At 70.1% G+C, this 17,346-nt stretch carries 14 protein-coding genes; 4 read left to right on the forward strand and 10 right to left on the reverse strand.

Features of this window, described 5'->3' with window-relative positions; all coding sequences use genetic code 11:
* The first annotated feature begins 2 nt into the window (after positions 1 to 2).
* A complete protein-coding gene (hrpA, locus tag OPU70_RS05360) occupies positions 3 to 3,890 on the forward strand; it encodes an ATP-dependent RNA helicase HrpA (RefSeq protein ID WP_498557287.1) in 3,888 nt (1,295 codons plus the stop codon).
* A gap of 9 nt (positions 3,891 to 3,899) precedes the next feature.
* Complete coding sequence (locus OPU70_RS05365; protein ID WP_498557288.1) at positions 3,900 to 4,844, forward strand: quinone oxidoreductase family protein; 945 nt, start codon at positions 3,900 to 3,902, stop codon at positions 4,842 to 4,844.
* Between the two features lie 111 nt (positions 4,845 to 4,955).
* Here OPU70_RS05365 and OPU70_RS05370 read toward each other — a convergent pair whose 3' ends face one another.
* The 8 genes from OPU70_RS05370 to OPU70_RS05405 form a co-directional block, all read right to left on the reverse strand.
* Complete coding sequence (locus OPU70_RS05370; protein ID WP_498557289.1) at positions 4,956 to 5,552, reverse strand: alkylhydroperoxidase domain protein; 597 nt, start codon at positions 5,550 to 5,552, stop codon at positions 4,956 to 4,958.
* Positions 5,549 to 6,139: a CMD domain protein gene (locus OPU70_RS05375; RefSeq protein ID WP_498557290.1), complete on the reverse strand. Its 591-nt coding sequence runs from the start codon at positions 6,137 to 6,139 to the stop codon at positions 5,549 to 5,551. The genes OPU70_RS05370 and OPU70_RS05375 overlap by 4 nt, the downstream gene beginning before the upstream one ends.
* Positions 6,136 to 7,155, reverse strand: a complete 1,020-nt coding sequence (locus OPU70_RS05380; RefSeq protein ID WP_079113249.1) for a putative FMN-dependent luciferase-like monooxygenase — start codon at positions 7,153 to 7,155, stop codon at positions 6,136 to 6,138. Before OPU70_RS05380 ends, OPU70_RS05375 begins: the two co-directional genes overlap by 4 nt.
* Complete coding sequence (locus OPU70_RS05385) at positions 7,152 to 8,780, reverse strand: dipeptide ABC transporter ATP-binding protein (protein ID WP_498557291.1); 1,629 nt, start codon at positions 8,778 to 8,780, stop codon at positions 7,152 to 7,154. Before OPU70_RS05385 ends, OPU70_RS05380 begins: the two co-directional genes overlap by 4 nt.
* Complete coding sequence (locus OPU70_RS05390; protein ID WP_079113251.1) at positions 8,777 to 9,670, reverse strand: ABC transporter permease; 894 nt, start codon at positions 9,668 to 9,670, stop codon at positions 8,777 to 8,779. The genes OPU70_RS05385 and OPU70_RS05390 overlap by 4 nt, the downstream gene beginning before the upstream one ends.
* Entirely contained in the window at positions 9,667 to 10,614 is a 948-nt protein-coding gene (locus OPU70_RS05395; protein ID WP_079113252.1) for an ABC transporter permease, read from the reverse strand. Before OPU70_RS05395 ends, OPU70_RS05390 begins: the two co-directional genes overlap by 4 nt.
* Before the next feature lie 22 nt (positions 10,615 to 10,636).
* Positions 10,637 to 12,271, reverse strand: a complete 1,635-nt coding sequence (locus OPU70_RS05400) for a TIGR04028 family ABC transporter substrate-binding protein (protein WP_079113253.1) — start codon at positions 12,269 to 12,271, stop codon at positions 10,637 to 10,639.
* A 165-nt stretch (positions 12,272 to 12,436) separates the two neighbouring features.
* Positions 12,437 to 13,849, reverse strand: coding sequence for an NtaA/DmoA family FMN-dependent monooxygenase (locus tag OPU70_RS05405; RefSeq protein WP_475123166.1), 1,413 nt, complete (start codon positions 13,847 to 13,849; stop codon positions 12,437 to 12,439).
* Between the two features lie 126 nt (positions 13,850 to 13,975).
* On the opposite strand from OPU70_RS05405, the gene OPU70_RS05410 reads away from it, so the two are divergent.
* Both OPU70_RS05410 and OPU70_RS05415 read left to right on the forward strand, forming a co-directional pair.
* Positions 13,976 to 14,971: a Gfo/Idh/MocA family protein gene (locus OPU70_RS05410; RefSeq protein ID WP_079113255.1), complete on the forward strand. Its 996-nt coding sequence runs from the start codon at positions 13,976 to 13,978 to the stop codon at positions 14,969 to 14,971.
* Entirely contained in the window at positions 14,964 to 15,971 is a 1,008-nt protein-coding gene (locus OPU70_RS05415; protein WP_042537331.1) for an NYN domain-containing protein, read from the forward strand. The genes OPU70_RS05410 and OPU70_RS05415 overlap by 8 nt, the downstream gene beginning before the upstream one ends.
* A 39-nt stretch (positions 15,972 to 16,010) precedes the next feature.
* Here the strand turns inward: OPU70_RS05415 and OPU70_RS05420 are convergent, their stop codons facing one another.
* Both OPU70_RS05420 and OPU70_RS05425 read right to left on the reverse strand, forming a co-directional pair.
* The gene (locus OPU70_RS05420) at positions 16,011 to 16,304 is read right to left on the reverse strand and encodes a Dabb family protein (RefSeq protein ID WP_311878417.1); all 294 of its coding nucleotides are present in this window, start codon (positions 16,302 to 16,304) and stop codon (positions 16,011 to 16,013) included.
* Entirely contained in the window at positions 16,301 to 17,326 is a 1,026-nt protein-coding gene (locus tag OPU70_RS05425; protein ID WP_498557292.1) for a sugar phosphate isomerase/epimerase family protein, read from the reverse strand. The genes OPU70_RS05420 and OPU70_RS05425 overlap by 4 nt, the downstream gene beginning before the upstream one ends.
* Positions 17,327 to 17,346: the final 20 nt, after the last annotated feature.

A 17,346-nucleotide genomic window follows, 5' to 3' on the forward strand; every position in this document is an offset into this window, starting at 1 on the left:
CTATGCCTTCCCCCGTGATCTTCTATCCTCCCGAGCTGCCCGTCAGCGCTGCGCGGGACGAGATCGCCGACGCCATCCGCGACAACCAGGTGGTCATCGTCGCCGGAGCCACCGGGTCGGGCAAGACGACTCAGCTTCCGAAGATCTGCCTCGACCTCGGGCGCGAGCGCATCGCGCACACGCAGCCCCGTCGACTGGCCGCCCGCACGATCGCCGAACGCGTCGCAGAGGAGCTGCAGGTCGAGCTCGGCACCCTCGTCGGTTACAAGGTGCGCTTCACCGACAAGGTGTCGGACGAGACGCGCATCGCGCTGATGACCGACGGCATCCTGCTCAACGAGATCCACCGCGACAGGCTGCTGCGTCGCTACGACACGATCATCATCGACGAGGCGCACGAGCGCTCGCTCAACGTCGACTTCCTGCTCGGCTACCTCATGCGAATCCTCCCCGAGCGCCCCGATCTCAAGGTGATCATCACCTCGGCGACGATCGACCCCGAGAGCTTCGCCCGGCACTTCGCCTCGCCCGACGGCGTGCCTGCGCCGGTCATCGAGGTGTCGGGACGCACCTTCCCCGTCGAGATCCGCTATCGGGCCCAGACGGACGAGACGGAGAACGCCGAGGAGGCCGACGAGGTCACCGCGATCGTCGCCGCGCTGCGCGAGCTCGACCGCGAGGAACCGGGCGACGTGCTCGTGTTCCTGCCGGGCGAGGCCGAGATCAGGGACGCGGCGGATGCCGTGCGCGGCGCCTATTCGAAGGATCGCTCCCCCACCGAGGTGCTGCCGCTGTACGGCCGGTTGTCGGCCGCCGAGCAGCACCGCGTGTTCGAGAAGAGCCGCGTCGCCGGGGTGCGGCGCCGCGTCGTGCTCGCCACGAACGTCGCCGAGACCAGCCTCACGGTTCCCGGCATCCGGTATGTGATCGACACCGGCACCGCGCGCATCTCGCGCTACAGCAACCGGTCGAAGGTGCAGCGGCTGCCGATCGAGGCGATCTCGCAGGCATCCGCGAACCAGCGCTCCGGCCGTGCCGGGCGCACGAGTGACGGCATCGCGATCCGCCTCTTCAGCGAAGAGGACTTCGAGAGTCGGGCGGAGTTCACGGAGCCCGAGATCCTGCGCACGTCGCTCGCCTCGGTCATCCTGCAGATGCTGTCGCTCGGGTTCGGCGACATCACGGCATTCCCGTTCCTCACTCCGCCGGACTCCCGCGGCGTGAAGGCCGCCGTCGATCTGCTCACCGAACTCGGCGCCGTGACAGGAAGCGGCGACACCCCTCGCCTCACCCGCATCGGCCGGGACATCTCGCGCATCCCGATCGACCCCCGCTTCGCCCGCATGCTCATCGAGGCCGGCCGCCCCGGCGGGGCGGATGTCACGCGCGACGTGCTCGCGATCGTCGCCGGCATGTCGATCCAGGACGTGCGCGAGCGTCCGTCGCAGGAGGCTCCCCAGAGCGTGCGCGACGAGGCCGACCGGATGCACGCGCGATTCGCCGACCCGACGAGCGACTTCCTCTCGATCCTGAACCTCTGGAACCACCTCAGAGAGCAGCAGCGCGAACTCGGCTCGAGCGCCTTCCGTCGACTCTGCCGGTCGGAGCACCTCAACTACGTCCGCGTGCGCGAGTGGTTCGACGTGCACCGCCAGTTGCGGTCGCTGGTGAAGGACAAGGACTCAGGGCGCTCGGGCAGCGCGGATCCGGAAGCGATCCACCGCGCCCTGCTCGCGGGTCTGCTGTCTCAGATCGGCATCCTCGACGAGCGCAACACCGGCAAGGGCATCGATCCCAAGAAGAAGAGGATGGCGGAGTACCGCGGCGCCCGCGGCATCCGCTTCTCGATCTTCCCCGGCTCTGCGCTGCGCAAGAAGGCCCCGCAGGCGGTCATGGCCGCCGAGATCGTCGAGACCTCACGCACCTACGCCCGCACGGTCGCCGCGATCGATCCCGCCTGGGCCGAGGCGCTCGCGGGCGACCTTGCGAAGCGCCAGATCACCGAGCCGCACTGGTCGAAGGATGCGGGGGCCGCTGTCGCCTACGAGAAGGTGACGCTGTTCGGGGTCGAGATCATCCCCCGCCGTCGCGTGCAGTTCGCCCGCATCGACCGCGCAGCCTCGCGCGAGATGTTCGTGCGGCATGCGCTCGTCGAGGGCGAATGGGACCCGACCCGCATCGACAAGCGGGTCAGCGCGTTCTGGCGCAGCAACGCCGAGCTGCGCAAGCGCCTCGAGAAGCTCGAGGAGCGCGAACGCCGCCGCGACATCCTCGCCGGCGACGAGGCGGTCTTCCGCTTCTACGACGAGCGCATCCCGGCCGACGTCTTCGACGTGCGCTCGTTCGAGAAGTGGTGGCGCGAGACCCTGGCCGCCACACCGAAGCTGCTCGTGATGCGCGAGGCGGACCTGCTCGACGATGAGAGCAGAGCGGATCAGAGCGAGTTCCCCACCCGATGGACCCAGGGCGATCAGGTGCTCGGACTCGCCTACCGCTTCGAACCGGGAGCCGCGGACGACGGCGTCAGCGTCGTGATCCCGCTCCCCCTTCTCGCGCAGATCGAGGATCGCGGGTTCGACTGGCAGGTACCCGGCCTGCGAGCGGAACTCGTCACCGGACTGCTCCGCGCGCTGCCGAAGGCGATCCGCCGCCATGTGGTGCCCGCGGCCGACTGGGCCGACAAGTTCGGGGTCGAGCTCGCCGGAGACGGGCCCGAGTCGCACGGCGGGCTCCCGAACCGCACGCTGAAAGAGGCGCTCGCACGCCTCATCCAGCCCCTCGCGAATCAGCTCGTGTCGGCTGCCGACTTCGAGGACGACCGTGTGCCCGGGCACCTGCGCATGAACTTCCGCGCCGTCGACGAGCGCGGACGCGTCGCAGGATCGAACCGCGACCTCAGCATCCTGCAGGCCGAGCTCGCCGATCGGGCCCGCAGCAGCGTGGCCCGGTCGATCGCAGCCCCGCCCCGCCGACCGGGGCCGTCGAACGGCCCGCGGCCCGTGGCCGCGGCCGCATCGATCGAACAGGAAGGCCTCACCGCCTGGACCTTCGGCGAGCTCCCCGAAGTGCTCGACACGCGCGTCGCCGGCGGTGTCGTCCGCGGCTATCCGGCGATCGTCGATCAGGGCAAGACCGTCTCGGTGCGCGTGGAATCGACAGCCGACGCTGCGATCACGGCCACTCGCGCCGGTGTGCGGCGACTGGTGCTGCTCGGCGTGCCCTCGCCCTCGTCGTATGTGCAGCAGCACCTCACCAGCCAGGAGAAGCTCGCACTCGCCGCGTCGCCGTATCAGTCCGCGGCGGCCCTCATCGAGGACTGCCGTGCCGCCGTGGTGCAGAAGCTGATCGACCGCGAGGCTCCCGGCGGGATCGTACGCACCCCGGTCGAGTTCGAGCGCGTGCGCGACGCCGTCTCGGCATCCCTCGTCGACGAGCTGTTCGCCTGCGTCTCGCTCGTCGCCCGCATCCTCACGAAGGCGCGTGACGTCGAGCGCGGCATCAGGTCGCAGAACTCGCTCGCTCTGCTCGGGCCGCTCAACGACATCCGCACGCAGCTCTCCGGCCTCCTGCACCCGGGCTTCGTCTCTGCCGCAGGCGTCGATCGCCTCGCGCACTTCCCCCGGTACCTCGACGGGATGCTCGACCGGCTGAAGACCCTGGCGAACGAACCGGGCAAGGACCGCACCCGCATGAGCGAGTTCGAGCGCATGGCGAAGGTGTTCGAGGATGCCGGTGGGACGATCCCGCTAGAGCCCGGAGCCCCCGCTGCGCTCGTCGAGACCCGCTGGCTGCTCGAGGAGTATCGTGTGAGCGTGTTCGCACAGCGCCTCGGCACCGCGCAGCCCGTCTCGCCGCAGCGCATCATGAAGGTGCTGGCATCCCGGGGGTAGCCTGAGGACATGGCTCGCGCGATCGTCTACACAGAGTTCGGTTCCCCTGATGTGCTGCACCTGATCGAGGTCCCCGATCCGATCGCGCTCGACGGCGAGGCCGTGGTGCGCATCGAAGCGGCAGGGGCCAACCCGATCGATGCCAAGCTGCGCAGCGCGAAGCGGCCATCGCCGCCGATCACCGAGCCCCGCGCCGTCGGCTTCGACGGCGCCGGGGTGATCGAGTCGCTCGGCGACGACGTCGACGGCTTCGCCGTGGGCGACCGCGTGGCCATCCGCGACACCCTCGGCACCTACGCGAGCCTGCTCGCCGTGCCGGTCGAGAAGCTCGTGGCGCTGCCCGATGCGGTCACCGCGGCCGAGGGCGCCGGCATCGGCATCCCCGCCGGCACCGCCTACCAGGCCCTCCGCTCGCTCGGGCTCGCGGAAGGCGACGTGCTGCTCGTGCACGGCGGCTCCGGCTCGGTCGGCCAGGCGGCCGTGCAGTTCGCCGTCGCCTGGGGTGCCACCGTGATCGCCACCGCCAGCCCCGCTCGACACGGTCAGCTGCGCGAACTCGGCGCCACACCCGTCGCGTACGGGCGCGGGCTGCTCGAACGAGTGCGCGAGGCCGCTCCGGACGGCGTGACCGTCGTCCTCGACTGCGCAGGCACCGACGAGGCGATCGACGTCTCGCTCGAGCTCGTCGCAGACCGCGACCGCATCGCGACGATCGTGCGCGGCCCGGATGCCGCGTCGTTCGGCATCCGCGCCTTCTCCGGCGGCTCCCCCACCCCGCTCTCCGAGCAGGAGCTCGCGTGGCGGGCCGAGGCGCTGGGCGCGACCGTCGAGCTGCTGGCGGCCGGCGACTTCGTCATCGAGCTCGGACCCGAGCTGCCGCTCGCCGAGGCGGCGCAGGCCCATGAGCTCATGGAGTCCGGCGCCGCCTCGGGCAAGATCGTGCTGATTCCTTAGAGCCTCAGGACCAGGCGCCGGCCGCAGTGGATGCTGCGGCCAGCGAGATCGAGTTCGCGGTGATCAGTCGGCGTGTGGCTTCGGCGGGCTGGTGCTGAGTCCTCGCCTGGTTCAGACGGCAGCGACCGGGCGGCCGAGCGAGAGCATCAGTCGGTTCGCCCAGTTGAAGAACGCTGCCCCGTGGATGACGTCGGCGATCTCGAGATCGTCGAGGCCCGCCGCGCGCAGACGGGCGATCTCGTCGGCGCCGAACGCATTCGGGGTGTCGGTCAGCGCGACGGACGCCGCCACCACGGCGTTCCACCGCTCGCCGAGGTCGGCATCCACGCCCTCGTCGAGCAGGCGATCGACGTCGTCGACGCGCTTGCTGTGGTGCGCCGCGAAGCGCGAGTGCACCGAGGCGCAGAACACGCAGCCGTTGCGACGGGATGCGGCCGCCGCCGAGAGCTCGCGCTCGGCGCGAGGCAGCCCTTCAGCGGCGTTGTAGAAGATGTCCTTATCGACGAGAGTGCGCGCCTTGAGCACCTCGGGGTCGCGCGCGAGCAGACGGAAGTAGTCGTTCTTCGCGCGCGAGGCGTCGACGAGTCCGTCGTAGTGGCGCTCGGTCAGCTCCTCCTCGGCGAGTGGCGGGAGGTGAGGAGTCCAGCCGACCTCGGCCCGTGTGAACGCCTCGGGGTGCGGTGCGATGTCATGCAGCAGAGCGGTCATGCGGCGATTCCCTTCTGAAGCGCGGTCAGTCCTGTGACCACGCGCTGCTGGAACGCGAGGAACGACACCAGCTGCGACAGCGTCACGATGCCGTCGGCCGACCACCCCGCATCCACCAGCCGCTGGATGTCGTCCGCCGACGACTCCCGCGGACGGAACACGAGCAGGTGCGTGTGCGCGAGGGCCGCGGCGAGACGGTCGCCGAGCACCTCTGCGACCTCGGCCGACGGGGCGTAGCGCTCACCGTCGGTGTTCTCGGCCTGCAGCCCCGCCTCGGTGTAGGAGCCGAACGGCCCGACGACCGCGGCATCCGTCGCCTCGGCGATCACGACCGCCGCGCGCTGCGGGTCCGCCGTCAGCGCCCGGTCTGCGTAGAACCTCCCTGTGGCGTCGTCGTCTCCGGCGAGGCGCGTGGCGAACGCGGCGATCAGCTCGCGCTCGGCCTGCGACACCTCCGTCGTCGAAACCGGCGCGAAGAGCGCATCGAAGCTCGCCTGCAGCTGCTCCCTGGTGACGGGGCGACGGCGCCGCAGCGCATCGAGCTCGCGCGTCACCCCCGCGATCTGATCGACGATGTCAGTGGTCATGCCTTCTCCTTGATGGTGTCGGTGCGGGTGTAGCCGAGAGCAGGGGCCACCTGCTCTGCGAACAGCTCGATCGAGCGCAGCACGTGCTCGTGCGGCGCATCGACCGAGTGGACCTGGAATGCCACCTCGGTGGCTCTCGCGAGGGTCGAGTCGGAGGCGAGCGACTCGGCGACCTGCTCGGGGGTGCCGAGGTGGGTGTCGAGCGCGACGATCAGCTCGTCGAGGTCGTCGCCGGGGATCGTCTGCCCCTGACGACGGAAGCCCTCGGCGGCACGCCGCAGGCCGACCTCCGCGAAGCGCAGGGCCTCGGCGCGGTCGTCTGCCACGAACACAGTGCGCGAGGCGGTGATGCGCGGAGCGGTGCCGTCGGGCAGAGCCTCGAGATACGCGTCGATGATCGGATCCTGCAGCGCCGAGAGCGGGGCGTGCAGCGCGTCCGTCGACCGCGGCTGGGTGCGCGACAGCAGCAGGCCGTGTCCGTGGATGCCCGCGCGGTGACCGCCTGGCGACGAGAACGTGGCCTGCCAGATGCGGTCGGCGAGGCTGCCGGCATCCGGATAGAGAGTGTTGTCCGCGCCGATGTCGCGCCCCGAGAGCGCGTCGAGGAGAAGTCGGAGCTTGCGGTCGTAGGTCGGCGCCTTGTCGCGCACGTCCTCGCCGAACGGGATGAACGACGCCGGCGTCCCTCCGCTTCCCAGCCCCAGATCGATGCGGCCGCCCGAGAGCAGATCGGCGACGACGGCATCCTCGGCGACGCGCACCGCATCTTCGAGCGGAAGCGTGACGACGCCGGTGCCCAGGCGGATGCGCGACGTCTGCGCGGCGACGTTCGCCAGGAACACGAGCGGTGAAGGGAGCCCGCCCTCCGCCGCACGGAAGTGATGCTGCGCCACCCAGGCACGTCCGACGCCGTGACGCTCGGCGTGCTGGATCTGCTCGGTGGCGAGCGCGTATCGCTCGGCAGGAGACGCGTCATCGAGCAGACGTGTGAAGAAGGCGATCGTGGGTCCGGTCATGCGGGCTGCTCCGTTCGTCCGGGGACGGCTGCGAGCAGCTCCCTGGTGTAATCGTGCTGAGGGTCGTGGAAGAGGTCCTCGGTGTTGCCCTCCTCGACGATGCGCCCGCGGCGCATGACCGAGACCGTGTGGCTGATCCGGCGCACGACGGCGAGATCGTGCGAGATGAACAGGTAGGTCAGGCCGAGTTCCGACTGCAGCGAGGTGAGCAGTTCGAGGATGCGCGCCTGCACCGTCACGTCGAGGGCCGAGACCGCCTCGTCGAGCACGACGATCTCGGGGTCGATGGCGAGCGCCCTCGCGATCGCCACCCGCTGCCGCTGACCGCCCGAGAGCTCGCCCGGCGTGCGTCGGGCGACGTCGCTCGGCAGCGACACCCTGTCGAGCAGCGCCAGCGAGCGCTCCCTGCGTTCGGCGCGCGAGCCGACGCCGAAGTTCTGCAGCGGCTCGGCGACGATGTCGACGATCTGCTGCCGCGGGTCCAACGACGCGAACGGGTTCTGATAGACGAGCTGGATGCGGCGACGCAGGGCGCGCAGGCGCTGCCCCGACAGCCCGGTCACATCCTCTCCGTCGATCTCGATCGCACCGGCATCCGGCTGATGGAACCGCGTGACCAGTCGCGCGGTCGTGGTCTTGCCCGAACCCGACTCCCCGACCAGGGCGTGCGTCGTTCCCCTGCGCACCCGGAACGACACGTCGTCGACCGCGCGGAAGCGCTCACGCCCGGCGACCGCGAACTCCTTCACGAGTCCGCTCGCGGTGATCGCGAACGGGTTCTCCGCGGCCACCGCCGCAGCATCCCTCAGGAATGGCGGTGCCTCCGGCCGACGGAAACCGGTGGTGAATGCCGGAGCGTCGGCGAGCAGCTGCTTCGTGTACCCGTCGGAGGGTGCTGCGAGCACCTGCGCGCTCGCGCCCTGCTCGACGATGCGCCCGTCCTTGAGCACCACCAGTCGCTGCGCGCGGTCGGCGGCGACTCCGAGATCGTGGGTGACGAGCAGGATGCTCGTGCCCTCCTCGCGGCGCAGCTCGTCGAGCAGATCGAGCACCTTGCGCTGCACGGTGGCATCCAGTGCGCTGGTCGGCTCGTCGGCGATCAGCAGGCGGGGGCGCAGGGCGATCGCGGATGCGATGAGCACGCGCTGGCGCATGCCCCCGGAGAGCTCGTGCGGGTACTGGCGCACGCGCAGATCAGGGTCGTCGATGCCGACCCGCTCGAGCAGCTCGATCGCCCGCGCCCGGCGCGACCGACGGTCGCGGTGGCCGTGCAGCCGCAGCACCTCCTCGACCTGTGCGCCGATCGTGCGCACGGGATCGAGCGAGGTCACCGGGTCCTGCGGGACGAGACCGATCTCAGGACCGCGGATGCTGCGCAGCGCGCGATCCGACCAGCCCGAGATGTCGAGATCGCCGAGGCGCACCGCACCACCCTCGACCCTGCCGCCGGCCGGCAGCAGGCCGAGCAGGGCATGCGCGGTGGTGGACTTGCCCGACCCCGACTCGCCCACCAGCGCGAGCGCCTCCCCCTCGGCGATCTCGAACGAGACGCCGTGCACGACCTCGCGCCGACCCTCCCTGGTGGCGTACGAGACCCTGAGGTCGTCGACGGCGAGAACCGTCATCGTGATCTTCTTCCGATGCGGTGCGAGATGCGGTTGGCGCTGAGCACGACCGCGACCACGACCAGACCGGGCAGCGCGGTCAGCCACCAGGCGGTGGCGGTGTAGTTGCGACCCTCGGCGATGAGCAGACCCCATTCGGGGGTGGGCGGCGGAGCCCCGTAGCCGAGGAAGCCGAGTGTCGAGATCGCCAGGATCGCGGTGCCGAACTGCAATGCGGCGAGCGCCACGATCGGGGTGAGCGAGTTCGGCAGCACATGCCGGCGAAGCACCGTGACGAACGTGCCACCGCTGCCGTAGGCCGCCTCGACGTACTCGCTGCGACGCACCCGCGCGACCTCCGACCGCATCAGACGGGCGAACGCCGCGACGCTGCCGAGACCGACGGCGATGGCCGCGTTCACCGTGCCGAATCCGAGCAGGATGATCACCGAGAGCGACAGCAGGAGGCCGGGGATCGCCAGCAGCACGTCGACCACGCGCATCAGGATGTCGTCGACGACGCCGCCGATGGCTCCGGCGATCGCGCCGAGGATGGTGCCCAGCGCGAGGCCGAGAGTGACGGCGATGAGGGCGCCGGAGAGCGAGTGCACGGCGCCGTGCACGACGCGCCCGAACAGGTCGCGCCCCAGGGTGTCGGTGCCGAACCAGTGCGCCGCGCTCGGCGGCAGCAGCTTGTCTGCAGGGGTGCCGGTGAGCGGGTCACCCGGGGCGAACGCCCCGGGGATCACCGCCCAGAGCACTGCGAGAGCGATCACGGCGACAGCGAGGTACAGATCCCACTGTCGTGCCCCGAGTCGCCGAGGTCGGCTGCTCGGGACGGATGCCGTGGCATCCTGCTGCGGAGGCTCGACGGCGGGGTCGGCGGATGCGGCGATGGCTGCGACGGTCATGCCGAGACTCCTGTCTTCGAGAGGGCGCGCTGGCGGGGATCGATCAGCGGGGTGACGAGGTCGACGGCGAAGCTGATGAGAACGAAGCCGAGCGCCGACAGCAGCACGACGCCCTGCAGCACGGGGATGTCCTGGTTGGACACCGCCTGCTCGGTGAGCCTGCCGATGCCGGTGCGGCCGAACACGGTCTCGGTGACGACCGCTCCCCCGACCAGTTCGCCGAAGAGCACGCCGGCGATCGTGAGCGTCGGCAGCGCCGCGTTGCGCGCCACCGAGCGGGTGAGGACCCACGACGGCGGTGCGCCCTTGGCGCGCACCACCGTGATGAAGGGCTGCACCTGCACCTGGTCGATCGCTCGCACCAGCACCTGTGCGAGTGGCGCGGAGATCGGCACGGCGAGCGTGAGCACGGGCAGGATCAGCCCCGCGACCGGGTCGGCGCCGACGACCGGCACCCAGCCGAGGCCGAACGAGAAGACCTGGATGAGCAGGATGCCGAGCCAGAAGACCGGCACGGCGACGAACAGACCCGGCACCTGGCGGATGCCGTCGCGCAGCCAGCTGAACGGTGCGAGCGAGGAGAGTCCTGCGACGAGCACCGCGATCAGCAGCGCCACCACGAGTCCGAGCGACGCGAGCAGCAGGGTCGACGGCAGCGCCTCGGCGAGCATCGTCAGCACCGGGGTGCCGAACTGCGTCGAGAAGCCGAAGTCGCCGCCGAGGAACCCGAGCCCCGCATGCAGGTACTGCTGCCACCACGGCAGGTCGGTGCCGTACGTGGCGCGGATCCCGTCGAGCTGCTCCGGCGACAGCCCGAGGCTGGGGTCGGAGAACTTGATCAGGATCGCGTCGCCCGGCAGCAGCTGCAGCAGGAAGAAGGTGGCCGTGAAGGCCGCGATCAGGACGATCGCGGCCTGCCCGGCCCGTCGGAGGACGAAGTTCATCGATGCACCGTGTCGCTCGGGCTCAGTGCTCGGAGAGCCAGACGCCCGAGAAGGTGGGGCGACCGACCGACTCGAAGTCCACGCCGTGCACATAGGTCGCGGTGCCGTAGACCTGCGGCTCCTCGAACAGCGGGATGACGTACGCCTGCTCGGCGATGTAGTCCTGCACGGCCTGCGAGGCCTCGGCGCGCTTCGCGGTGTCCGGCTCCGAGGCGACCGCCTCCAGCAGAGCGTCGAGCTCGGCGTCGTTCGAGATCAGCACGTCGCGGTTCTTCGTGTGGTACTGGCTCTTGATCACGTCGAAGTCCGCGCGTCCGACCATCGAGTGGTAGAACCCCGTCTTCAGCGGGTCACGCGTGTCCTCGGCATACGAACCCGCATCCGCCGGCTTCACCGTGAGCTCCACACCGACCTTCGCGAGCTGCTGGGCGACGAGTTCGAGCGTCTGCTTCGAGAGCGGCTGCGGAGCGGCCTCGTAGACGGTGATCGACAGACGCTCTCCGTCCTTCTCGCGGATGCCGTCGGATCCCTCCGTCCATCCGGCCTCGTCGAGCAGCTCCTCGGCCTTCTCCGGGTCGTAGGCGTAGTGCTCGGACTCGTCCTTGTAGCCGAGTGCCTCCTGCGACAGCACCGAAGTCGCGACCGGGTAGTTCTCGGTGAACAGGGTGTCGACGACCTCCTGAGCGTCGACGGCGGCGACAAGCGCCTGACGCACCTTGATGTCGGCCAGAAGCGGGTTCTCGGGGCGCAGCGCGATGGAGTTGTTCACTCCGCGGGTCTGCGGCGCGTAGAGCGTGAAGCCCGCGCTCTCGACACGATCCTCGTCGAAGGCCTGCACGTAGCGCACGTAGTCCGCCTGACCGGCGAGCAGTGAGCCGATGCGCACCGAGTCCTCGGGCGTCACGAGGACATGCACGGCGTCGACGTAGGGGCGCCCCTGGTTCTCGGCACTCTCGGGTGCCCACGCGTAGTCCTCGCGAGCGGTCAGAGTGAACTCGGTGCCCAGCTTCTCGTCGGTAACCGTGAAGGGCCCTGCGCCGACGATGGCCTCGGCGTTGCCCGCACCGAAGTCCTCGATCGTGCCGTCGAGCGTGTCGGAGGAGAGGAGTCCGGAGTTGATGGTGGAGGTCGCCTGCAGGAACCCCGGGGCCGGGGCCGAGAAGCGGAACGTGACGGTGTCGTCGTCGACGACCTCGCTCGACGCGTAGTTGTTGATCGCCTCCGAGACGGTGAGTCCGCGCTCCGGATCGCCCAGGCCGTAGGTGTCGAAGTTCTTCGCCACGGCTGCGGCATCCACCGGGGTGCCGTCCGAGAACGTCACATCCGGCTTCAGGTTGAACGTGTACTCGGTGGCGTCGGCGTTCACGGTCCAGTCCGACGCGATCCACGGCTCGATCTCGAGCGAGTCCGGGTTCTGCCAGGTGAGGCGGGCGGTGATGTTGTTGACCACGCCGCCATTCGGATAGAACCCCGCCTGCGGCGGATACAGGTTCGTGAACGTCTGGTGCTCGAGGTACGTGAGCGTGCCGCCGGTGATCGGGTCGCCGCCGGCGTCCGACTCGCCGGAGGGAGCCGGAGACGAGGCGCACGCCGCGAGGCTCGCGGCGAGGACGAGCGGAAGCGCGACTGCTGCTGCGCGGATGAGACGGCGGGTCATGCGGTCCTCCTGGGAAGGGATGCTGTGGTTCGTGATGTGCGGGTGATGGTCACGCTAGGGACTCCCCGAGCCCCGCCGCGAATGGAGTCGTCACGCGCGGACGTGACCTGTCATGAGGCGTCATGACAGGTCACCGGGCGCAATCCGGCGTAATGATCCAGGGGGTCACCGGGTGGCGAGCGCGGACGAGGCTGCGTCTCGTCGGCCGACACCGAGACGGTCGCGCAAGGTGCCGGTGCTGCCCTCGTCCGCGCGCCTGAGCAGGCCACGGCGACGCAGCTCTGGCCCCGCAAGGCGCGTGAACGCCTCGAACTGCGCGGGCTGGAAGGCCGACAGCACGTTGAAGCCGTCCGCCGCACCCTCGTCGCGCCAGGTCTCGAAGTGATCGGCGATCGTGGAGGCATCGCCGACCACGAAGGCTGCGGGCACGGCGTGCGCCGCCACCAGATGGCGCCAGGTGAGCGCGTGCGAGCTGCCCTGCCCCTCGACGTGCAGTCCCGCGATGCGGGCGAGCCGGTCGATCAGCGCGGCGCCGGCGTCGCCCAGTCGCCGCGCATCGTCCGCTGATACCTCGTCGTCGAAACCGGCCGCGCGCAGCCGGTCGTCCGGTGCCACCCCGAGCGCGTCGGCCAGTGCCGCGACCGATCGGTTCGTCGGGAAGGCCGCGCGCGACGGCTGATGCCCTTCGGCGAGCGGCACGAGGGCGAGCAACCGTTCGACGATGCGGTGCGCCTCGGCATCCGAGTCGGCGACGACGGGAAGCACGGGAGCGATCACCGCGAGCGCCTCGGGCGAGCGCCCGGCGGCGGCTGCGATGTCGCGCAGGTCACGCCGGGTGGCGATCGCATCCGCGAGGTTCGGGGCCGCGATCAGTGCCAGGTCTGCCTCGGTGGCCGCGAGCACACGCGACCGAGCAGACGTCCCCGCGTGCACGATCGGGATCTGCCCCTGCGGCGGCCTGGCCACGTTCAACGGACCGGAGACCCGCAGATGCTCCCCGTCCAGGTCGGCGCCACGGAGGCCGTCCGGGTCGATCAGCACGCCGCGCTCGGCATCCGCGATCCAGGCGTCGTCACTCCACGAGTCCCACAGGCGTCGCAGCGCCGCGACGAACTCCTCGGCGCGGTCGTATCGGGTCTCGTTGTCGGCGTGCGCGTCTCGGCCGTGGTTGCCCGCGGCGCGAGGCTCGGCGCCGGTGACGAGGTTGATGCCGGCGCGTCCACGGGTCAGCACGTCGAGGGAGGCGAGCGAGCGAGCGGTCGCGTAGGGGTCGGCGTAGGTCGTGTTCACGGTGGCGATGAGGCCGATGCGCGACGTGACGCCGGCGAGGAACAGCACCGCACTCACCGGGTCTATGCGCGCCAGCAGATACGGGTCGCGGAACTCGAGGTCGGGCCCGGTGGCCAGCCAGTCGCCGAAGAACAGGTAGTCGAGCCCGGCGTCCTCACCCTCGCGCGCGATGTGACGGAGGATGTCGGCATCCGACGAGGGATCCCGGTGCGCTCCTGGCTGACGCCAACCCGACGGATAGGCGCCGAGAGTGCGCACCATGGCGCCGATGATGAGGGGTTCGGTCATGCCCCCGAAAGTACGAGCGCCGTGGGCGGCCGCCAATCGCCGGGGAAGCTCGGAGACACGCAGCGCAATACGCCGACACATCCTCGCGGCGATCCAGCTGTCGGTGCGACCCTCTACGCTGAGACCATGACTGGTCTTCGTTGGGGAATCCTCGCGACCGGCGGCATCGCCGGCGCGTTCGCATCCGATCTGCGCACGGCAGGGCTCGACCTCGTCGCTGTCGGCTCGCGCTCGCAGGAGTCGGCCGACGCGTTCGCGGCCCGCTTCGACATCCCCCGCGCGCACCCCACGTACGAGGCCCTCGTCGCCGACCCGGACGTCGACATCATCTACGTCTCCACGCCGCACCCGCTGCACCACGAGAACGCCCGCCTCGCGCTCGAGGCCGGCAAGCACGTGCTGGTCGAGAAGGCCTTCACCCTCAACCGGGGCGAGGCCGAAGACCTGCAGCGCCTCGCCGCCGAACGCGGGCTGCTGGCGATGGAGGCCATGTGGACGCGGTATCTGCCGCACATGGTGCGCATCCGCGAGATCATCGCCGACGGAACGCTCGGAGAGATCCGCGCCGTCACCGCCGACCACACCCAGCTTCTGCCGGACGACCCCACCCACCGCCTGAACGCTCTCGAGCTCGGCGGCGGTGCACTGCTCGACCTCGGGATCTACCCGATCTCGTTCGTGTGGGACGTCCTGGGCGCCCCGACCGCCATCCATGCCGTGGCCCGGCTCATCGAGACCGGAGCGGATGCCGAGGTCGCCACCGTCATGACCCACGAGGGCGGCGCGATCTCGACCACTCTCTCCTCGTCGCGAGCCGCCGGCCCGAACGCCGCGAGCATCGTCGGCACGAAGGCCCGCATCGACATCGATCGCGTCTGGTACACCCCGACGACCTTCCGCGTCGTGCTCCCCGACGGCACGGTCGTCGAGGAGTACGTGTCCGAGGTGGCCGGCCGCGGCATGCAGTATCAGGCGCATGCGGCCGAGCGCCTCGTCGCCGACGGCGTGCTCGAGGGCGACATCCTGCCGATCGCCGAGAGTGTCGCGATCATGGGAACGCTCGACGACATCCGCGCCCAGATCGGGGTGCGCTACCCGCGCGAAGGAGTCAACCATGGCTGAAGCCAACGACGCCCGTGTCGCCGTCTATCTCGACTTCGACAACATCGTCATCTCCTGGTACGACCGCGTGCACGGACGCAACGCCTACGGCAAAGACCGTCAGCGCATCACCGAGAACCCGACCGATCCCGAGGTCACCGAGCGGCTCTCCCGCGCCATGATCGAGGTCGGGGCGATCATCGACTACGCGGCGTCCTTCGGCACACTCGTGCTCACGCGTGCCTACGCCGACTGGTCGTCGCCGGTGAATGCCGTGTACCGCTCGCAGCTCGTGGCCCGCGCCGTCGATCTCGTGCAGCTCTTCCCGGCCGCCGCCTATGCGAAGAACGGCGCTGATATCCGCCTCGCCGTCGACGCCGTGGAGGACATGTTCCGTCTGCCCGACCTCACGCACGTCGTGATCGTCGCCGGCGACAGCGACTACGTCCCCCTCGCGCAGCGCTGCAAGCGCCTCGGCCGCTACGTCATCGGCGTCGGCGTCGCGGGGTCCACGGCCAAGTCGCTCGCCGCGGCGTGCGATGAGTTCGAGGCATACGACTCGCTGCCCGGAGTGGTGCGCCCGAGCAAGACCGCTCCGGCCACCGTCGTCGCGGTGCCGGAAGCCACAGTCGAACCCGCCGTCGAACCGGCCGCAGAGCCTGCCGCGAAGACGAGGACGAGGCAGCCTGCCAAGACCGCCAAGGCCAAGGCCCAGGCAGCCGCCACCACGGCTGCGAGCGCGACTCCGGCCAAGGTCGACGAACACGCCGAGGGTACGGAGCAGGGCGAGGCGACAGAGCTGCTGCATCGCGCGCTGCGTCTCGGGCATGACAAGGCCGACGCCGACGAATGGCTGCACAGCTCGGCCGTGAAGACGCACATGCGCCGCATGGACCCCTCCTTCAGCGAGAAGGCCCTCGGCTACCGGTCGTTCTCGGACTTCCTCAAGTCGCGCGAGAGCATCGCAGAGCTCGAGGAGACCGGGCACGAGCGTCTCGTGAAGCTGCGCGACTCGGCCTGACCCCGCACGACTCGACCGGCCTGTCACGCCACCGGACGGTCACTCCTCGAAGTCGTATTCCTGGAAGGCGGCGACCTCGGGCACCCAGCGCTCCGACACGAACGCGGTGTGCGCAGGGTGCGCGTCGTAGGCGCGGTACGCCGCTCGGTCGTGGAACACCATCGAGAACTGGTGCTCCAGGTCGCTCTTCGGGCTCACCTGGCGACGGATCGTGAAGTCCTCGACCCCGGGGATCGACGTGAGCACGGCTCTGGCGGTGGCGAGGAACTCGCGCTCCTCGGGGCTGCCCGCCTCGTGCACGAGGCGGAAGACGACGGTGTGCTGGATGGTCATGCGGTGTCTCCGGTCGTCTGGTTGCTGAAGGCGGCGTCGAAGGACGCGGTGGGCACGGGCCACAGCAGCGACCGCACGTAGGCGAGCGCCTGCGGAGCCCCGTGCAGGCGGTCCATTCCGGCATCCTCCCACTCGATCGAGATGGGACCCGCATAGCCGATCGCGTCCAGCGCGCGGAACGAGTCCTCCCATGGCACGTCGCCGTGACCGGTCGAGACGAAGTCCCACCCGCGTCGGGGATCCCCCCATGGCAGGTGCGAGCCGAGCACTCCCGCACGCCCGTTGTGCGGCCGCATCCGGGTGTCCTTGCAGTCGACGTGATAGATCCGGTCGGCGAAGTCGACGATGAACCCGACCGGGTCGATGTTCTGCCACATCATGTGCGACGGGTCCCAGTTGAACCCGAACGCCTCGCGGTGATCGATCGCATCCAACGCCCGCACCGACGACCAGTAGTCATAGGCGATCTCGCCCGGATGCACCTCGTGCGCGAAGCGCACGCCCTCGCCGTCGAACACATCGAGGATCGGGTTCCAGCGGGTGGCGAAGTCGTCGAAACCGGCCTCGATGACGGAGGCCGGCACCGGCGGGAACATCGCCAGATACGGCCAGATCGACGAGCCGGTGAACCCCACGACGGTGTCGACGCCGAGCTTGCGCGCCACTCGAGCCGCGCGTCTCATGTCCTCCGCCGCGCGGCCGCGCACGCCCTCCCCCTCCCCGTCTCCCCACACGTAGTCGCGCAGGATCGCCCGGTGGCGGAAGTCGATCGGCGCATCGCACACCGCCTGCCCCGCGAGATGATTCGAGATCGCGAAGATCTGCAGTCCGTGTCGGTCGAGGATCTCGAGGCGCGAGGCGACGTACGCGTCATCCTCGTCGGCCCGCCGCAGGTCGAGGTGATCGCCCGAGGCGGCGACCTCGAGGCCGTCGTACCCCCACTCCGCCGCGAGGCGCGCGACCTCCTCGAAAGGCAGATCTGCCCATTGGCCGGTGAACAGGGTGACCGGGTGCGTGGTCATGGACACTCCTTCGTATCGCG

Source organism: Microbacterium sp. SWDP-B6, from assembly GCF_059803615.1.

Excerpts from the sequence above, each read along its gene's own strand:
- OPU70_RS05425 (WP_498557292.1), bottom strand. The coding sequence starts at position 17,326 with ATGACCACGCACCCGGTCACCCTGTTCACCGGCCAATGGGCAGATCTG.
- OPU70_RS05365 (WP_498557288.1), top strand. The coding sequence starts at position 3,900 with ATGGCTCGCGCGATCGTCTACACAGAGTTCGGTTCCCCTGATGTGCTG.
- OPU70_RS05405 (WP_475123166.1), bottom strand. The coding sequence starts at position 13,849 with ATGACCGAACCCCTCATCATCGGCGCCATGGTGCGCACTCTCGGCGCC.
- OPU70_RS05380 (WP_079113249.1), bottom strand. The coding sequence starts at position 7,155 with ATGACCGGACCCACGATCGCCTTCTTCACACGTCTGCTCGATGACGCG.
- OPU70_RS05410 (WP_079113255.1), top strand. The coding sequence starts at position 13,976 with ATGACTGGTCTTCGTTGGGGAATCCTCGCGACCGGCGGCATCGCCGGC.
- OPU70_RS05415 (WP_042537331.1), top strand. The coding sequence starts at position 14,964 with ATGGCTGAAGCCAACGACGCCCGTGTCGCCGTCTATCTCGACTTCGAC.
- OPU70_RS05375 (WP_498557290.1), bottom strand. The coding sequence starts at position 6,139 with ATGACCACTGACATCGTCGATCAGATCGCGGGGGTGACGCGCGAGCTC.
- OPU70_RS05400 (WP_079113253.1), bottom strand. The coding sequence starts at position 12,271 with ATGACCCGCCGTCTCATCCGCGCAGCAGCAGTCGCGCTTCCGCTCGTC.
- OPU70_RS05370 (WP_498557289.1), bottom strand. The coding sequence starts at position 5,552 with ATGACCGCTCTGCTGCATGACATCGCACCGCACCCCGAGGCGTTCACA.
- OPU70_RS05390 (WP_079113251.1), bottom strand. The coding sequence starts at position 9,670 with ATGACCGTCGCAGCCATCGCCGCATCCGCCGACCCCGCCGTCGAGCCT.
- hrpA (WP_498557287.1), top strand. The coding sequence starts at position 3 with ATGCCTTCCCCCGTGATCTTCTATCCTCCCGAGCTGCCCGTCAGCGCT.
- OPU70_RS05420 (WP_311878417.1), bottom strand. The coding sequence starts at position 16,304 with ATGACCATCCAGCACACCGTCGTCTTCCGCCTCGTGCACGAGGCGGGC.
- OPU70_RS05385 (WP_498557291.1), bottom strand. The coding sequence starts at position 8,780 with ATGACGGTTCTCGCCGTCGACGACCTCAGGGTCTCGTACGCCACCAGG.
- OPU70_RS05395 (WP_079113252.1), bottom strand. The coding sequence starts at position 10,614 with ATGAACTTCGTCCTCCGACGGGCCGGGCAGGCCGCGATCGTCCTGATC.